The organism is Streptomyces sp. NRRL F-6492, assembly GCF_001280125.1.
Taxonomy (GTDB): Bacteria; Actinomycetota; Actinomycetes; order Streptomycetales; family Streptomycetaceae; genus Streptomyces.
In genome coordinates this window covers 156585-172230 of the sequence record NZ_LGEG01000114.1, presented here as the reverse complement: position 1 = coordinate 172230, position 15646 = coordinate 156585, and the positions used below count along the sequence as shown (strand labels likewise).

The 15646-nt window shown below is 73.3% G+C and carries 14 protein-coding genes; 7 read left to right on the top strand and 7 right to left on the bottom strand.

Going from position 1 to position 15646, the window contains the following annotated elements:
• The 3 genes from ADL08_RS11115 to ADL08_RS11105 all read left to right on the top strand — a co-directional run.
• The coding region (locus ADL08_RS11115; RefSeq protein WP_199836988.1) for a proprotein convertase P-domain-containing protein at positions 1 to 349 on the top strand (349 nt) is incomplete at its 5' end.
• Positions 350 to 764: 415 nt separating this feature from the next.
• A complete protein-coding gene (locus ADL08_RS11110; RefSeq protein WP_053641918.1) occupies positions 765 to 2231 on the top strand; it encodes a S8 family peptidase in 1467 nt (488 codons plus the stop codon).
• A gap of 144 nt (positions 2232 to 2375) precedes the next feature.
• On the top strand, positions 2376 to 3941 hold the full coding sequence (locus ADL08_RS11105; RefSeq protein ID WP_053641917.1) for an ABC transporter substrate-binding protein: 1566 nt from the start codon (positions 2376 to 2378) through the stop codon (positions 3939 to 3941).
• 128 nt (positions 3942 to 4069) lie between these two features.
• Here the strand turns inward: ADL08_RS11105 and ADL08_RS11100 are convergent, their stop codons facing one another.
• The 3 genes from ADL08_RS11100 to ADL08_RS38975 form a co-directional block, all read right to left on the bottom strand.
• Entirely contained in the window at positions 4070 to 4831 is a 762-nt protein-coding gene (locus tag ADL08_RS11100) for a VOC family protein (RefSeq protein WP_053641916.1), read from the bottom strand.
• A 200-nt stretch (positions 4832 to 5031) separates the two neighbouring features.
• Entirely contained in the window at positions 5032 to 7011 is a 1980-nt protein-coding gene (locus tag ADL08_RS11095; protein ID WP_053641915.1) for a sulfatase-like hydrolase/transferase, read from the bottom strand.
• Between the two features lie 64 nt (positions 7012 to 7075).
• Positions 7076 to 7177 (bottom strand): putative leader peptide, encoded by a 102-nt coding sequence (locus tag ADL08_RS38975; protein ID WP_324610464.1) that lies wholly within the window; start codon positions 7175 to 7177, stop codon positions 7076 to 7078.
• Positions 7178 to 7325: 148 nt separating this feature from the next.
• Between ADL08_RS38975 and ADL08_RS11090 the strand changes: the two genes are divergently transcribed.
• The 4 genes from ADL08_RS11090 (at position 7326) to ADL08_RS38065 (ending at position 9887) form a co-directional block, all read left to right on the top strand.
• Positions 7326 to 7598, top strand: a complete 273-nt coding sequence (locus ADL08_RS11090; protein WP_053641914.1) for a heme-binding protein — start codon at positions 7326 to 7328, stop codon at positions 7596 to 7598.
• A gap of 93 nt (positions 7599 to 7691) precedes the next feature.
• Positions 7692 to 8537, top strand: coding sequence for an SDR family oxidoreductase (locus ADL08_RS11085; protein ID WP_053641913.1), 846 nt, complete (start codon positions 7692 to 7694; stop codon positions 8535 to 8537).
• Between the two features lie 239 nt (positions 8538 to 8776).
• Positions 8777 to 9214 (top strand): hypothetical protein, encoded by a 438-nt coding sequence (locus tag ADL08_RS11080; protein WP_053641912.1) that lies wholly within the window; start codon positions 8777 to 8779, stop codon positions 9212 to 9214.
• Positions 9215 to 9461: 247 nt separating this feature from the next.
• Complete coding sequence (locus ADL08_RS38065; RefSeq protein ID WP_053641911.1) at positions 9462 to 9887, top strand: winged helix-turn-helix transcriptional regulator; 426 nt, start codon at positions 9462 to 9464, stop codon at positions 9885 to 9887.
• Here ADL08_RS38065 and ADL08_RS11070 read toward each other — a convergent pair.
• The 4 genes from ADL08_RS11070 to ADL08_RS37600 all read right to left on the bottom strand — a co-directional run bounded on the left by ADL08_RS11070 (position 9846) and on the right by ADL08_RS37600 (position 15459).
• On the bottom strand, positions 9846 to 12683 hold the full coding sequence (locus tag ADL08_RS11070; protein WP_063885275.1) for a helix-turn-helix transcriptional regulator: 2838 nt from the start codon (positions 12681 to 12683) through the stop codon (positions 9846 to 9848). The genes ADL08_RS38065 and ADL08_RS11070 overlap by 42 nt on opposite strands.
• Before the next feature lie 138 nt (positions 12684 to 12821).
• Positions 12822 to 13283: an Lrp/AsnC family transcriptional regulator gene (locus ADL08_RS11065; RefSeq protein ID WP_234352095.1), complete on the bottom strand. Its 462-nt coding sequence runs from the start codon at positions 13281 to 13283 to the stop codon at positions 12822 to 12824.
• A 344-nt stretch (positions 13284 to 13627) separates the two neighbouring features.
• The gene (locus ADL08_RS38705) at positions 13628 to 14707 is read right to left on the bottom strand and encodes a Fic family protein (protein ID WP_159043142.1); all 1080 of its coding nucleotides are present in this window, start codon (positions 14705 to 14707) and stop codon (positions 13628 to 13630) included.
• Positions 14701 to 15459 carry a DUF6426 family protein gene (locus ADL08_RS37600; protein WP_053641908.1) on the bottom strand — a complete coding sequence of 253 codons (759 nt, stop codon included), beginning with the start codon at positions 15457 to 15459 and terminating at the stop codon, positions 14701 to 14703. The genes ADL08_RS38705 and ADL08_RS37600 overlap by 7 nt, the downstream gene beginning before the upstream one ends.
• Positions 15460 to 15646 lie beyond the last annotated feature (187 nt).

Here is a 15646-nt window from a genome sequence, read left to right as displayed (position 1 = left end):
CGGCAAGGTCTTCGAGAACACCGCCGACGTCGCCGTCCCGGACAACGGCGCCGCCGTCACCTCGACGGTCGACGTCACCGGCGTCACCGGCAACGCCCCGGCCTCGCTCGAGGTCGGCGTGGACGTCGTCCACACCTACCGCGGCGACCTGGTCGTGGACCTGGTGGCCCCCGACGGCACCGCGTACCGGCTGAAGGACCGCAGCGGTACGGACTCCGCGGACGACGTCCGGACCACCTACACCGTCGACGCCTCCGGCGAGACGGCCGACGGCACCTGGAAGCTGCGGGTCCAGGACGTCTCCGCCCAGGACACCGGACACGTCGACGCCTTCCGGCTGACCTTCTGACCGGTCCGGCCCGCGGGACGACGGCCCACGGGCCGCTGCGGACGCCCGGCCCGTACCGCCCCCGGGCGAGAAACCACAGGGTGGTGAACGGCCGCCGAAATAAATAGGTGTCCGTACATGCGGGCACCCGGATAGCCCCCCGGTGGCCGCGTTCGTAGGTTTCCGCTCACCGGTCGGCCACCCGCCACCCCCGGCGGCCGGCCGCACCACGAGGGGCCACGGGCGCATCGGCCCACCGCCCCTCGTACGCACCACGACCGCCCCCACCCCCCACACACCCAAGGAACGGGCGGTACCGGAAAAGCAGGAGTCGAGCCCGTGGGCGCCCTCGTGCGCCCGTGCGCCGGAACTCCCGTGTTCACCCCCCTCCCGTGACGGCAGACCCTTTGCCCGATCGGACGCGAAAGGAAACGAAGTGCACGGTTTTACCCCCCTCCGCATATCCGTCGCGGTCGTGGCGGCCGCCGCGGTGATGAGCACCGGCATCGCCTTCGCCGGCGGATCCTCCGACACGGCCCGCCCCTCCGACGCCGGCCGGGTCGCCGCCCCCGCGACCGCCGCCCCCACCGCCGCCACCGAGCTCGTCCAGGGCTTCATCGTCGGGTACAAGCCCCGGGCCGCGGAGGCGAAGTCGAACACGGCGGCGGAGAAGGACGCCGAGGCCAAGGCCGGCAAGGCCGGCGAGCCGGTCTCCTTCGAACGCCGCCTGGGCACGGGCGCGGCGCTGGTCGAACTGCCCGAGGCCGACGAGGTCCGGGACGCGCAGAAGGTCGCGGCGGCCTTCCTGGCCGACCCGGACGTCGCCTACGTCGTCCCCGACCGCCGGGTGTACGCCACCGCGGTCGACCCCGCCGAGTACAAGGCCCAGTGGGACCTGTACGAGACCACCGCCGGCATGAACGTTCCTTCGGCCTGGAAGCAGGCCACCGGCAAGGGCGTCACCGTCGCGGTCCTCGACACCGGCATCACCGAGCACACCGAGCTGAGCTCCAAGGTGCTGCCCGGCTACGACTTCATCTCCGACACCTGGACGGCCAACGACGGCGGAGGCCGCGACAACGACCCCTCCGACGCCGGGGACTGGCTGAAGAAGGGCGAGTGCGGCAAGGACAAGAACGGCAACCCCGTTCCGTCCGGCGACAGGAACAGCTCCTGGCACGGCACCCACGTCGCCGGCACGATCGCGGCCGCGGCCAACGGGTCCGGCACGGTCGGCGTGGCCCACGGGGCGAACATCCTGCCGGTCCGCGTCCTGGGCAGGTGCGGCGGAACGACCTCCGACATCATCGACGCCGTCACCTGGGCGTCGGGCGGAACCGTGACCGGCGTGCCCGCCAACAAGAACCCCGCCGCGGTCGTCAACATGAGCCTGGGCGGCAAGTTCACCTGCGACCAGGCCTACAACGCCGCCCTCAAGGCCGCCAGGGACCGGGGCACCACCGTCGTCGTGTCCGCCGGCAACGACAACACGGACGCCGCCGCCTACAGCCCGGCCGGCTGCGCCGACGTCGTCACCGTCGCCGCCTCCGACCGCGAGGGCAACCGCGCCGCCTACTCCAACTACGGCAAGGTCGTCGACGTCACCGCCCCCGGCGGCGAGACCTCCCCGCGTACCGCGGACGGCATCCTGTCCACGCTCAACAAGGGGACCAAGTCCCCTGGCGACGAGAGCTACGCCTCCTACCAGGGCACCAGCATGGCCGCCCCGCACATCGCGGGCCTGGCCGCGCTGCTGAAGCAGAAGAACCCCTCCCTCACCCCCGCCCAGGTCGAGCAGACGATCAAGAGCAACACCCTCGCGCTGCCCGGGACCTGCTCCGGCGGCTGCGGCGCCGGCCTCTCCGACGCGACCAAGACCCTGAACGCCGTCACCGGCGGCTGAGTCCGGCCCCGACACCGACCGTTCTTCCTTCCCCGACGACGGACGGCCCCGGCGGCTCCCCTCCGCCGGGGCCGTCCGGCATGCCCGCCGGCGGAGAACGGCCGACCTTCGACACGTGCCCCGAACAGGGCGGAAGGCGATTTCATGAAGCTCAGTCGTCTCGGCATCGCGGCAGGGACCTGCGCCTTACTGGTGGCCTGCGGTTACCGGCTGCTCCCGCTGACGAAGCCGACGGAGGACCCCATCGTCATCGGCACGGCGAACAGCCTCACCCACCTGGATCCCGCAGGAGGGTACGACAGCGGGTCCTGGGCGCTGTACAGCAACATCTACCAAGGCCTGCTCACGTTCGACCCCGGAGCGGCCGCCCCCCGGCTCGACGCGGCCGCGTCGTGCGCCTTCACCCGTTCCCTGACCACCTACCGCTGCACGGTGCGCGACGGCCTCAGGTTCTCCAACGGGCATCCGCTCACCGCCGCGGCCGTGAAGCACTCCTTCGAGCGCGTCCTCGCCATCCGGGACCCGCTCGGGCCGTCGCCGCTGTTCGCGAACCTCCGCTCCGTGGAGGCGAGCGGTTCCTCCGTGACGTTCCACCTGGCGGCGGCGGACGCCACCTGGCCCTCCAAGATCGCCACGCCCGCGGGTTCCATCGTCGATCCGGCCGAGTTCCCCCGCTCCGCGCTCCGGACGCGGCAGAGCGGGGCGGGCTCGGGCCCCTACGTCGTCTCCTCCTACCGGGAGGGCGTGCGGGTGGGCCTCGTCCCGAACGCCGCGTACAAGGGGGCCGTGGCCAGGAAGGGCAAGCCGGTCGAGGTCCGCTACTACAAGACGTCCCAGGACGTGGAGCGGGCGTGGAACGCGAGGAGGATCGACGTCGCCTTCTCCGGGCTCACCGCCGCGACGCTGGCGACCGTCGAGAACGGAAAGGATCCGGAGGTGCGCCTCTTCACCGGAGAAAGCACGGTGGGGCGCTATCTCGTCCTCAACACGCGCCCGTCGCACCGGCCTCTGGCGGACGTCGCGGCCCGCAGGGCCGTCGCCGCCCTCGTCAACCGGGGGCGCCTGGCGAACACGGTGTTCAAGGACACCGTGTCGCCGCTGTACTCACTCGTCCCCCGGGGCGTCACGGGACACGGCACCGACTTCTACGACGTGTATCCCGAATCGGATCCGGAGTGGGCGGCGCGGCACCTGCGCGCCGCCGGCCTCTCCTCGCCCGTACGCATCAAGCTGGGCCACCAGGTCGGCACCGCCGCCGTCGAGGCACACGAATTGAAGGAACAACTGGAAAGGAAGGGACTGTTCGAGGTCGAGCTGATCGAGGAAGGCGACTGGGTCACGTACCAGGAGCGGTACAAGAAAGGCGAATTCGACGCCTACATCCTGCAGTGGAACCCCGACTTCCCCGACCCGGACACCTTCGTCCAACCGCTCGTGGGAAGCGGCAACACCCTTTACAACGGCTATTCCTCGGCCGAGATCGACAGCTCGATCAAGGCCACGCAGCAGTTCGCCGACCGCGCCAGGACCGTCCCGCAGCTCCGGAGGATCCAGCGGGTGATCGCCGAGGACGTGCCCCTGGTGCCCCTCTGGCAGAAGAAGAGTTACGTGGCGACCCGCCCCTCCATCGCCGGCGGTCATTACCTCGTCGCCGACAGCAGCGGCGTATGGCGCCTGTGGGAACTGCGCCGGCAGGAGCCGGAAGGATAGGGGCGGGGCGGACGAGGGCCGGGACCTCACCACCGGCGCGGCCCCCGTGACGGCTCCCCCGGCCTGTCCGGAGCCGCCCCGACGGTGCGTCCGGGCCCAGGTGACCGCGAGGGGATGTCCCGGCGGCGTCAGCCCCGCTGCCGGGGCATCCGTACGGAGAACTCGTTGCCGTCGGGATCGAGCAGCATCACCCGGCCGTCGTCGCCCTCACCGGTGCCGCCGCCGATGCCCGTGCCGCCGTCACCGTCGGCGCGCGTGGCGCCGAGTGAGATCAGGCGGTCCAGCTCCGCCTCCCGGTCGGCGCCGGCGGGGAGCGACAGCTCGAAGTACAGCCGGTTCGCGCCCGTCTTCGGCGCCACCGGAGGACCGCCCCATGTGATCTTCGTACCGCCGTCGGGCGATTGGATCGCGGTCTCCTGGTCCTGGTCCCAGACCAGCGGCCACCCCAGCGCCTCGCTCCAGAAGTAGCCGACCGCCTGGGTGCCGTCGCAGGCCAGCGCCCCGATGGAACCGGTGTCGGCGAGGAACTTGTTGCCCGGCTCGATGACGCAGAACTCGTTGCCGTCCGGATCGGCGAGCACCACGTGTTCGTCCTCCGGGAGCTGGCCCACGTCGATGTGCTCCCCGCCGGACTCCAGCGCCCTGGCCACCGTCTGCCGCTGCTGCTCCGGGGAGGCGCTCGTCAGGTCGAAGTGGGCCCGGTTCCGGCCGGTCCTCGGCTCCCGGTCCGGCAGGAAACGGATGCGGAACCCGGTGGCGTCGGGAGGCAGGATCGCGACGCCGTCGTCCGGGCCGACGGCCGGTTCCCAGCCCAGGAGGCCGGACCAGAACCGCGCCAGATCAGACGGCTGGGTCGTACGGAAGCAGATCGCGAACAGTCGGCTGGTCATGTCCCTTGTTTCTCCGGTCCATCGGCGGCCTTCACGGCGCACCGCCTTCCCCGCGGGCGCAGCCTAGGGCGACCGTGCGGAACCCGCATCCGAGTTTCCGTCGCGCGGGCGACCGCTGGAGCCACCGGAGAACCCCATGGCAGCCGAGCCCACTTGTCCGCCCCGCACACGCCTGGAAGTGGTGCACACGGGACGCCGCGTCAGGCGACCGGGTCGAAGACCCGTGAGGACGGCGTGTACGTGCCGTCCAGGACGAACTTGAGGTAGCGGCCGGCATTGCGCAGGTACTCGTTCGTGCTGAGCGCGGCGGCCTCCACCGCCGCGCGGGCCGGCCGGGCGGTCTCGGTGTCGATGAACGTGAGGGCGTTGATCGCCTGGAGGCGTACGAACGGATCGGCGTGCTCGTCCAGGGTGCGGGCGAGGAAGGCGACCGCCTCGTCCGTGCGGTGGCCGAGGTGGGCCAGGCTCTCGGCCGCGCCGATCCGGACCTGGGGCGAGGGATCGTGCCGCAGCGTCCTTGCCAGGCGGCCGGCGGCCGGGGCCGCCCGGCGGTCCAGGATCAGCAGGCCCTGCGCTCCCCAGTGGCGGACGACCTCGTTGCGGTCGTCCAGCGCGCGGACGAGGGCGGGCAGGTGGCGGGGGTCGCGCTCGATCGCGCGGCCGGCCAGGTCCAGGACCCGGCGCAGGGGGTAGGCGCCGGGCTTCCGGCTGGCCTCCCATCCTTCGAGCGGGCTGCCCTCCGGGATGAACCCGTTGTCGTTGACCCGCAGGATGTGCTCGTCCAGCGCCCGGCTCAGCCGGCGCAGGGTACCGGCGTGCCGGGGGTCGCCGGCCAGGTTCCTCACCTGGTCGGGGTCGGCGCGCAGGTCGTACAGCTCCTCGTGGGGCTTGGGGCGCCAGAAGCGTTCCCGGGTGGTGTCCAGCCGGCCCGCGAGGTGCTCGCGTTCCCAGGACTGGTAGCCCTTGGCCAGCCAGGCGAACGCCTGGTGCTGTCCCCAGGGCCGGTGCGGCGCGTAGTTGCGCAGGTAGCGGTAGCGGGTGTCGCGCGCGGTGCGCACCATGTCGTAGCGCTCGTCCATCCGGTCCCGGCCGCCGAAGGCGTAGGGCGCGGGGCGGGGCCTGCGGACGCCGAGGAAGGGCCGGCCCTGGACGTGGTCGGGGATCTCCACCCCGGCCAGGGCCAGGACGGTGGGCCCGTAGTCCACCGAGGTCACGGCGCCCTCCTCCACCGAGCCGGCCGGCCGCGGGGCCAGATGGGCCCACTTCTCGGGGATGCGCACGATCAGGGCCGTGCGCATCCCCTCGTCGTAGCAGTGGCGCTTGCTGCGGGGCAGTACGCCGCCGTTGTCCGAGTAGAAGAAGACGACGGTGTCCTCGGCCAGTCCGGCCGTCTCCAGTTCGGCGAGCCGTGCGGCGATCCGCCCGTCCAGGGCCTCCATCGCGTCGTAGTAGTGGGCGAGGTCGGCGCGGATCTCCGGGGTGTCGGGAAGGTAGGCCGGCAGCCGGACCTCGGACGGCCGGGTGCGGCCGTCCCGCGCCGTGAACAGGCTGGACTCGTGGGTGGTCATGTCGTTGATCACCGCGAAGAACGGCGCCCCGGCCGGACGGTCGCGCCAGTGGGCCGTGGCGCTGGACTCGTCCCAGGTGGCGCCCATGTCGACGACGGTGTTGTAGTCGGTCTTGCTGTTGTTCGTGCAGTGGTAGCCGGCCCGGCGCAGGTACTCGGGGAAGCCGCGCAGGAAGTCCGGCACCCTGCCCAGCGCCCGCATGTGCTCGGCCGGGCCCGCGCTCTGCGGGTGGACGCCGCTGAGCAGCGCGAAGCGCGAGGGGGCGCAGACCGGGGCGCTGGAGTAGGAGTGCTCGTAGCGGATGCCCTCGCGGGCCAGCCGGTCCAGCGTGGGGGTGCGGGCGGTCCGGTCGCCGTAGGAGCCGAGGAACGGGTAGTGGTCCTCGGCCACCAGCCACAGGATGTTGGGCCGGTCCGCGGGCGGACGCGGGACCCGGGCGGGCGCCTCCTCCCGGACCGGAGCGGCGGTGGCGGTGGCGGTGGCGGTGGGTACGGCCAGGGCGGCCGAGGCGGCGGCGGTTCCGGCGAGGGCGGCGAAACCGCGCCGGGACAGCCCCGCGGGGCGCGGTGTACCGGAGGGTTGCTGACCGGGCAGCGGCGAGGACGAGGGCATGACGAAGCTCCAGGGGACGGGACGGAGCCGGATCGGGGTCCGGCGAGAGGTGAGGGGTGAGAGGTCAGTTCGTCCGGGAGCGACACAGAGCGCTCGACTGCCGCACCAGATCGACGTGCAGGCGCGCGACGAGCAGCGGCCGGGCGTACGGGGCGGCGGGGGTCATGATCACCATCATGAGAACGCGGTACGGGAGCGGTCAACGGCCGTCCGAGAGGTGGACGTCCCCGCTCATGCCGCCGGGAAAGGACCGGGCGTCACCCGAGTGCCCGGACAGGAGGCGCCCGTTCCGCCGGAGACCTAGCCTCGCCCCCATGCGCACGACACGCACCGTCGGCCTCGCCGGCGCCCGCCGGACCATCGGCGCGGGCATCGCCGAGGCGACCCGCACCTCCTCTCCCGGCGGCATCGTCGTCGCGGACGCGGGCGGGAACCTCCTGGCACACGTCCGGATGGACGGGGCGCAGCTCGGCGGCGTCGAGCACTGCGTCGACAAGGCGCGCGCCGTCGTCCCGTGCCGCCCGGCCGGCGGCGGTTCGCGCGAGCAGGACACCGCCGTGGCCGAGGCGGCGGCCACGGCCCTGTGAACCCGCCGTCTGCGGGTACGAGCAGGCCGAAGGCATCCGGAGACATCCGGTGTCCCGGAAGACCGGGCACCGGCACGGGAAGGGCGTGACGACATGGCGGGACCGATCCTCATCACCGGCGCGGGCAGCGGCTTCGGCAAGGAGGTCGCGCTGCGGCTCGCCGGGGCCGGACACGAGGTGATCGCGGGCGTGGAGATCATCGCCCAGGTCGGCGCGCTCCGCGCCGGGGCCCGGGAGCGGGGCGTCGAGCTGCGGGTCGAGAAGCTGGACGTCACCGACCCCGGCGACCGCGAGAACGCCTGGACCTGGGACGTCGAGGTCCTCCTCAACAACGCCGGCGTCTCCGAGGGCGGCGCCACCGCCGACATCCCCGAGGAACGGCTCCGGCGCCAGTTCGAGGTGAACGTCTTCGGCCCCGTCCTGCTCACCCAGGGCATCGCGAGGAGGATGGCGGCCCGCCGCAGCGGCCGGATCGTCTTCATGTCCTCGGTCGCCGGGCTCACCGTCGACCCGTTCACCGGCGCCTACGCGGGCTCCAAGCACGCCGTCGAGGCGTTCGCCGACGCCCTCGACCAGGAACTCGCCGAGTTCGGGATCACCGTGGCCACGATCAACCCCGGCCCGTTCCTCACCGGCTTCAACGACACCATGTTCGAGACGTGGAAGGAGTGGCGCGACGATCCCGCCGACCGCCTCTTCGACTACGCGGAACTGGCCTTCCCCCACGAGCAGTACGACCCCGAGCCGGTCTACGAACGGACCGTCGAGGTCCTCCTCGGCGAGGACCGCCGCTACCGGCACCTGCTGCCCGCCGCCATGGAACCGCAGGCCCGCGAGCAGATCGACGCCCAGTGGGACCGGCGGCTCAACGACGGCCACCGCCCCGAACTCGTACAGAAGGCCTACGACACCGCACCGGGCACACCGGCCGAGTCCTGACCGGCCCCGGCCGCCGCCTCGACCTGCCGGGCCCCGGCGCAGGCGCGGCCCCGTCTCCCCGACCCGCGTCGTGCGGCCTCCGGGCCGGGGACGCCCGGACACCGTTCGTCCGTCGGTTCTGGCCGCCGCTGCCGGGCGGCTCCGTGCGAGGGGGCACCGCAGCCGTTGGGCAGGTTGCCCCCTCCGCCGGGGCACCGCAGCGGTTGGGCAGGTTGCCCCCTCCGCCTCAGAATGGGCGCATGGCTCCTCTTCCCCTCGTCCCGCGCCCGCTGAACGCCGACGAGCGCGCGGTACTCGAACACATCCTGTCGACGGAGTTCACCGGCGCGCCGCAACTGCGGAGCCAGCTGGACCGCACCGAGGTGATCGCCGTCTGGGGGCCCGGCTCCGTGAGCGTCGACCTGCGGGTCCGGGAACCTTGCGAGCATGCGGCGCTGCCGGAAGCGCTCGTGCCCGTGGACGCACCCGTCCACGACCCGTCGGGCGCCTACGTCGGCGAGGTCCTCGTGTGGACGGACCGGGGAGCCACGCTCGCAGCCCTGGAGTTCGCCTGGATCACCGACGAGATGCCCACCTCCCTTCCAGCCGTCATGGACGGTCGGCTCGGCCGGCCAGTGCGACGGACTGGCCCCACCCTGAGCGCCCGTGGCCCTGCGGCAGACGAGATCGCCACGTGAGGCACCCTCTTGGAACGCTTGACACGATGAGGTGGATCGGCCCTGGTGCCCTGTTCGACTGCCGGGTCGGACGTCGTCCAGGCCATGGGGCTTCGCCGTGCACCGTGCCGGATGACGTGATGAAGACACCTGCGGGAATGGGGCGGGACCGGCGTCCGGCAGCGGCCGCACGAGGCGCTGCCGGCCGAGCCGACCGCCGCCGCCGCCCGGCTCGACCGACCGAGGGGCGGTCGCCGACCATCCTCCGGTGGCCGACGAGCTCCACCGGATCACGGCGCCCACGCTCGTCCTGGTCGGCGCCGAGGACGTCTCCACGCCCCCGTCCGACGCTTCCGGCCACCGCTACACGGCTGGTCCGATGCGACGGACGTCCTTCGAGAACTGGCCCTGTTCGGTCGCCCGGACGACCGACCTGCTGGGCGACTGGTGGACCCCTCTCGTGCTGCGCGAGGCGTTCTACGGAACCCGGCGTTTCGAGGACTTCCAGAGCGAGCTCGGCATCGCCCGCGCCACGCACGGGGAGATCCCCACGCCTGGGCGGGAGTTCGGTCACCGCCCTTCGCGGCGGCCGAACCTGTACGTGGGAGACCGCCCGGGAATTCCGGTCCCGACGGCTTCGGATCGGGACCGGCTACGCGTCGCGGCGCAGGACGCCGGAGAGGGCGATCCGTGAGGAGACCCCGAGCTTGCGGTAGACGCGGGAGATGTGGGTCTCCACGGTGCGCGGGCTGAGGAAGAGCCGTTCGGCGATCTCGCGGCTGCGCAGACCCTCCGCCGCCAGGCCGGCGATCTCGCGTTCGCGGTCGCTGAGCAGATCGCGCGGGTCCGCGGCGCGGCCGTCGGCGGAGAGTTCGGTACGGAGGTGGGCCACGCGTTCCCGGACGAGCCGTGCGGTACGGGCGACGGCGACGGCGTCGGCGATGTCGAGGTGGCGGAGGGCGGTGTCCGGGCCGTGGGCCTCGTGGAAGGCGCGGGCACCGAGCATGAGCGTCCAGGCGTACTCCAGGAGCATGCCGGCCGACCGGAAGGCCTCCGCCGCGGGTTCGAACAGTCCGGCGGCGACGTCGTGCGCGCCGTCGGCCATGTGCAGCTGGGCACGGGAACGGCGCGCGTACGCCCCCTGGACCGCCAGCCCCAGCCGCTCCGCCTCGACCTCGGCGGTACGGGCCAGGCGGTGCGCCTCCGCCCTGTCGCCGGCCTCCAGCGTGGCCGTGACCAGCAGGGAGAGCAGCAAGGGACGGGAGAAGGGCCGGACCTGTGGCAACCGGTGGCTGCCGATGGTGTCCAGCAGCGCGCGTCGGCACCCGTCGGCGTCACCGGCGAGCAGCCGGGCATGGGCGAGGAGGCCCGTCGCCGAAGCGGTCCACCAGCTGTGGCCGGGCGGGGCCGTGTCGGCGATCCCCTCGACGAGGGCGACCGCCTCGGCGGCGGACGCCCGGCCGTGGGACCAGACGTGCCCCGTCGCGCGTATCGCCTGCGCGAGGGTCACGGCAGGCCGCACGCCGAGGGAGTGGGCCAGGGCCTCGGCTTGGAGGGCGTGCTGCCGGGAGGCGTCCAGGTGGCCGGTCCAGTGCTCGGCGATGGCCAGTCCGAGCAGCCGGTGGAGCTGGATGGGCCGCTGGAGGCCGGTGTCATGGGTGGCCGGCCCCCGGCTGAGATGGCGGACGGCGTCGGTGAACCGCTCGAGGTAGAGTTCGGCGCTGCCCAGCAGGGCGAGGGTCTCCGGGGTGCGGCCGGCGAGGGGGTCCGGCAGGGCGTCAACGAGCCGGACGCAGCGGGCGACCTCTCCGGAGGCCTCCCGGAGGTCTCCGGCGTGAGCGGCGCAGAGGGCGTTGAGGACCCCCAGCACGGTGCGGTCCGTCGCATCCGTGTCGCCGGTCGCGCCCGGGATCCGTACGGCTTCCGCCAGCAGGTCGCGGGCCTGCTCGTGCGAGCCGTGCAGGACGTGCACCAGTCCGTATTCGATGATCAGCTCTGCGACTTCGGGCGGCAGTGGGTCGGGCAGGGGCCTGGGCAGCAGGGCGAGGGCCGCGCCCACGATGGCGGTCGCCTCCGCGTAGCGGCCGAGCTGGCGTTCGGCGTCGGCGCAGACGGCGTGGGCCCGCAGCAGGTGCCGCTCGTCGAGAGGAGCGGGACGGCGCCCCAGCAGTTCGTGCGCGCGGGTGCGGGCCTCGTCCACGCTTCCCGAGGCGATCAGGGCGTGGCAGAGGGCGAGTTCCGCTTCCGTACGGTCGGCGGCGTCGGCCTCCCCGTCGGGCAGGGCCTCCAGGGCGAGGCGGAGCCAGTGGGTCGCGGTCGCGGGATCCCGCGCGGTGATCTCGGCGGCGGCCTGGACGAGGGTGCGCGCGGCGAGTGCAGCGTCGGCGCCGAGCAGCCGCTCGGCGTGCCGGGCCCGTTCGCGGACCCGGCCGCTCCGGCCGGCGACGAGGTCCAGGGCACGGCGGTGGGCACGCAGCCGGAAGGACACCCCTGCCACCTCGTACGCGACGTGGCCTACGGCGGGGTTGCGGAAGGCCAGGCCGCCCCTTCCGTCGGCCGCGCGCACCAGGCCCGCCCACTCCAGTTCGGTGAACGCGTCGAGGGTGCGGTCCATGCCCAGTCCGCTGATCCGGGCGACGTCCTCGGGCCGGAACGGGCTGCCGGCCACGGCCGCCGCCGACGCGGTGAGCGCCGCCGGCACGGACAGCGCGTCGAGTTCCGCGATCAGCGGTTTCGCCTCGCGCAGCAGTCCGGCGATGTCTTTGCCCGGCCGGTCGGTTCCGTGCTCGGGACGCCAGCCCGCAGCCGCGAGCAGGCGTACGTAACGGGGGTTGCCCTCGGCCACGGCACACAAGTCGGCCGCGATCCGGAGGAGTCCGGTCCGGGCCCGTGGGTCCGTTTCTGCGTGGCCGGGCCAATCCGCGAGCAGCGCGGCCACGGCGCCGGGGTCGAGCGGCCCCGGTTCGACGCGCGTCACCGTGCCGGCCCGTGCCCCGTCCTCCAGCGCCCCCCTCAGCTCGGGCGCCGTCCGCCGGGGGCGGTGGGCGAGAGCGAGCAGGAACGGACCGGGCACCGCGGACCGCACCAGCCGCACGAGCAGTGCGGCCGAGTCCGGGTCGCACCAGTGAACGTCGTCCAGGACCACCACGTGCCCCGCCATCCACTGGGCGGGCCCGTCACGAACCACGTCGAACCGCCGTGCGTCCCGGCCGCCGGCGGCCGGCCCCGCAGCCCAGGCGTCACGGAACACCCGCCACGGGGTGGTGTCGCCGCGCACGGCGTGGGCGCGGGCCACCGGGACGCCCTGCCGCGCGGCCAGCGCTGCGAGTGCCCTGGTCAGGCGGGTCTTCCCGATGCCCGGCTCTCCACAGATCTCCACGACCAGACCCCGGCCGTGCCGCAGCGCCGTCACGGCCCCCGCCAGCGCGGTGAGTTCGGCCTCCCGTCCGGGAGGGTGCTCGCCGGCAGCCGGTTCGGGCACTGCGGACATGAGCGTCGTTCTCCCTCTGCGCAGAGCGTGGACAGAGCAACCATACAGACGCGGACGGGGGCCTCGAACTTCGGTTTCTGAAGCGGGGCGCCTGTGCGAGTACCGAATCCAACGTTCTTGATGGGCAGGGGAGTTCGTTCAGTCGGGTATGCCCCAGGTGAAGCGGTGCGCGTGGATGCCGAAGTACGGGAAGGACTCCACGGCGCTCACCCCGGGGACGGTGCGAACGCGGTCGTTGATGATCGCGGACAGTTCCTCCATGGTGCGGCACACGACCTCCGCGAACAGGTCGCGGGAGCCGGCCGTGGACACCAGGTAGACCACGCTGTCGATGCGCTCCAGCTCGTCGATGACCTCCGGGAGCCTGCCGTCGACGTTGACGGCGAGTAGCGCCATCACGGGCAGCCCCAGCTTCATGGGGTCGGTGACCGCCGCGAACTCCAGCAGGCCGCGGTCGGTCAGGCGCTGCACCCGGGCGCGCACGGCCGGAGCGGACAGCCCCACCTCCCGGCCCAGTTCGGTGTACGAGGCGCGTCCGTCCTGCTGGAGCCTTCGGACCAGGGTCTTGTCGACCGCGTCCAGTTCGATACGGGCCGCCACGTGATCCTCTTTCCTTCCGAGGGATGCCGGACGAGACCGTAGCAACCCGGCCGGGCGGGCAGGGCCGACCGTCCTGATGGAGCGCGTCTCGGGAGGGGACCGCGAGCGGCCGTTCGGCGTCTTCCGCACCCCTGTCGTACAAGCCCTGCGCCGGCCCCGGCCCGAGTCGCCGCTGCTCCTCACGTGCTCCGTGCGTCCCCGGCAGGGGCCGCCCCCGCCGACGGCGTGCCTCGCCGATCCGGACGACGCCTTCCGGCTCGACCAGCACGAGATCCCACGGCCGAAATCCTGGCGCACAGTGGGCACCTGACCTCGGTGAATCCAAGATCCCCGTGAGGGTCGGGCTAGGACTCCGGGGTCCAGGGTTCGTCGAGGACGGCCAGGGAAGGGGGGTGCACCAGGGCGCCGGGGAGCCGGGGGTGGGGACCGAGGACGCCCTTCGCCGTCAGCCGGGCGAGGACCGGCTCCGGGGGGTACGGGACGCGGTCGCGCAGCCAGCCGGCGGAGACGGCGGGCGAGGAGCGCAGGTGGGTGAGGACGGCCGCGGCGGCCGGGTCGTCGGTGAGGTGTCCGGCGGCCTCGGTGAGGAGGGTGCTGTAGCGGGTGATGGTGGTGGTGCGGTGCCGGGCGGTCTCGGTGACGGCGCGGGCGAAGAGGGAGCCCCACTCCGTCCACCGTCCTTCGGCGGCGGCGACGAGGGCCTCGTCGTGGGGGCGGCGGTGGGCGTGGACCCAGCCGTCCAGGTCCAGCAGCAGCCCGGGCAGCAGCCGGGCCGCCAGCAGGTCGCACTGGGCGAGGAGGCGCGCCGTCCGGCCGTTGCCGTCGGCGAAGGGGTGGACGGTCAGCAGCCGGGCTGCGGAGAGGGCGGCCGCGTCCAGGGCGGGGGCGGTGGTGCGCACGGCCCAGCGGTACCAGCGTTCCACGTGGCCTCGGAGTTCCCTGCCGGGTGCCACCTCGATGGCGAAGACCTGGCCGTCGGCCCAGGTGATCCTGGCCGTGGACCGGCGCAGGCCGCCGGGGCCGGGGATGCTGGGGTCGCCGGCGACGATCAGCGTGTGCAGCTCGCTCAGGGCGTCCGGGGTGAAGCAGGGCCTGCGGCCCGGCCGTTCCGCGATCTCGGCGCGGGTGGAGGCGGCGGCCAGCAGCCCGGCCTCGGCCCGCCGTTCGGCGACGGCGGCGATCCGGGCGGTCACCGGCCCGTCGGGGGTGCCGGCCAGATGACGGCTGTGCACGGCCGTGCGGAACCGGGCCCGGTGGAAGAGGTCCGGGTTGCCCAGGTGCCGCCCGGCGGCGTCGGAGAGTTCGGCCAGCGCGGCGGCGGCCTCGTCCCGCTCCGCCGGGGGGATCGCCTCCGCGTCCAGCGGCGGTACGACGGGGGCGACCCGTCGTACCGCCGTGCCCGAGGGGCGTGGGGACTTCAGCACCACCGGCTGGTGACCTTGCCCGTCGGCCGCACCACGTTGACGTACTCGGTGGTGACGTAGCCGAAGATGTTCGACGAGGTGACGGAGTACGTGAACGTCTGGTACTCGACGAACAGCGTCCACGACTGCCCCAGCTGGAGGGTGACGTCGACGGAGTACGACTCCTCGAACACCGTGTTGACCTGGGCACCCAGCGTGGCGGACAGGACCTGTGCCGCGTTGGCGGAGATGTTGGCACTGGTCTCGTAGGACCACTGGTACTTCACGGTCCTGTTGACCCGTACAGGCATGGAGTCGGCGTTGCGGTGGCAGTCGGTCGGTCTCTCGAACTTGGCGCCGGCCTGGATCGGGCCCGCGCCGCTGGCCGGCGCGCCGCTGCCCCAGCCCCACGACATGGGCGGCATCGCCGGGTCCATCGGGGTGGGCGGCCGGGTGGCGGTGCCGTCGACGACGACCCGGGGCAGCGTGCCGTCCACCGGCTGGCCGACGACGCCGTTGAACATGTCGATGTCGCCCCACGAACCGCCGGTGCCGCCGCCGTCCCCTCCGCCGCCCCAGCCTCCGTCACCGGGATCACCGCCGGGAAAACCGCCCGGGTTGTCGTCCGGCCAGGGGTCCTCCTCGTCTTCGTGGTCGCAGCTGGTCTGGTTGTCCTCGCAGGCGTAGGCGGTGTACGAGGCGGTCACCGCCGGTACGGCGGTGAGCACGGTCGCGCCGAGGGTGGCGGCGACCATCATCTGGCGGAGCTTCACGGGTCCTCCGGTCTGGAGCGGTTCGGGTGGCGGCCTGAATTCTGTCCGGCCGGCGGACCCGGCCACGTCCGTGGAAATACGTAAGGCGGTACGCAAACCGAGGCCGGAGCACCAGTGATCCGCGTCGGAGGTTCGCCGTCGGTTGGACACGAGCCGCCCGGGTCCGAAGATTCCGCCGCCGTCGGTG

What these genes read in the sequence shown, in the direction of transcription:
- ADL08_RS11105 (WP_053641917.1), top strand. Translation starts at nt 2,376, where the DNA reads ATGAAGCTCAGTCGTCTCGGCATCGCGGCAGGGACCTGCGCCTTACTG.
- ADL08_RS11100 (WP_053641916.1), bottom strand. Translation starts at nt 4,831, where the DNA reads ATGACCAGCCGACTGTTCGCGATCTGCTTCCGTACGACCCAGCCGTCT.
- ADL08_RS11095 (WP_053641915.1), bottom strand. Translation starts at nt 7,011, where the DNA reads ATGCCCTCGTCCTCGCCGCTGCCCGGTCAGCAACCCTCCGGTACACCG.
- ADL08_RS38975 (WP_324610464.1), bottom strand. Translation starts at nt 7,177, where the DNA reads ATGACCCCCGCCGCCCCGTACGCCCGGCCGCTGCTCGTCGCGCGCCTG.
- ADL08_RS11090 (WP_053641914.1), top strand. Translation starts at nt 7,326, where the DNA reads ATGCGCACGACACGCACCGTCGGCCTCGCCGGCGCCCGCCGGACCATC.
- ADL08_RS11085 (WP_053641913.1), top strand. Translation starts at nt 7,692, where the DNA reads ATGGCGGGACCGATCCTCATCACCGGCGCGGGCAGCGGCTTCGGCAAG.
- ADL08_RS11080 (WP_053641912.1), top strand. Translation starts at nt 8,777, where the DNA reads ATGGCTCCTCTTCCCCTCGTCCCGCGCCCGCTGAACGCCGACGAGCGC.
- ADL08_RS11070 (WP_063885275.1), bottom strand. Translation starts at nt 12,683, where the DNA reads ATGTCCGCAGTGCCCGAACCGGCTGCCGGCGAGCACCCTCCCGGACGG.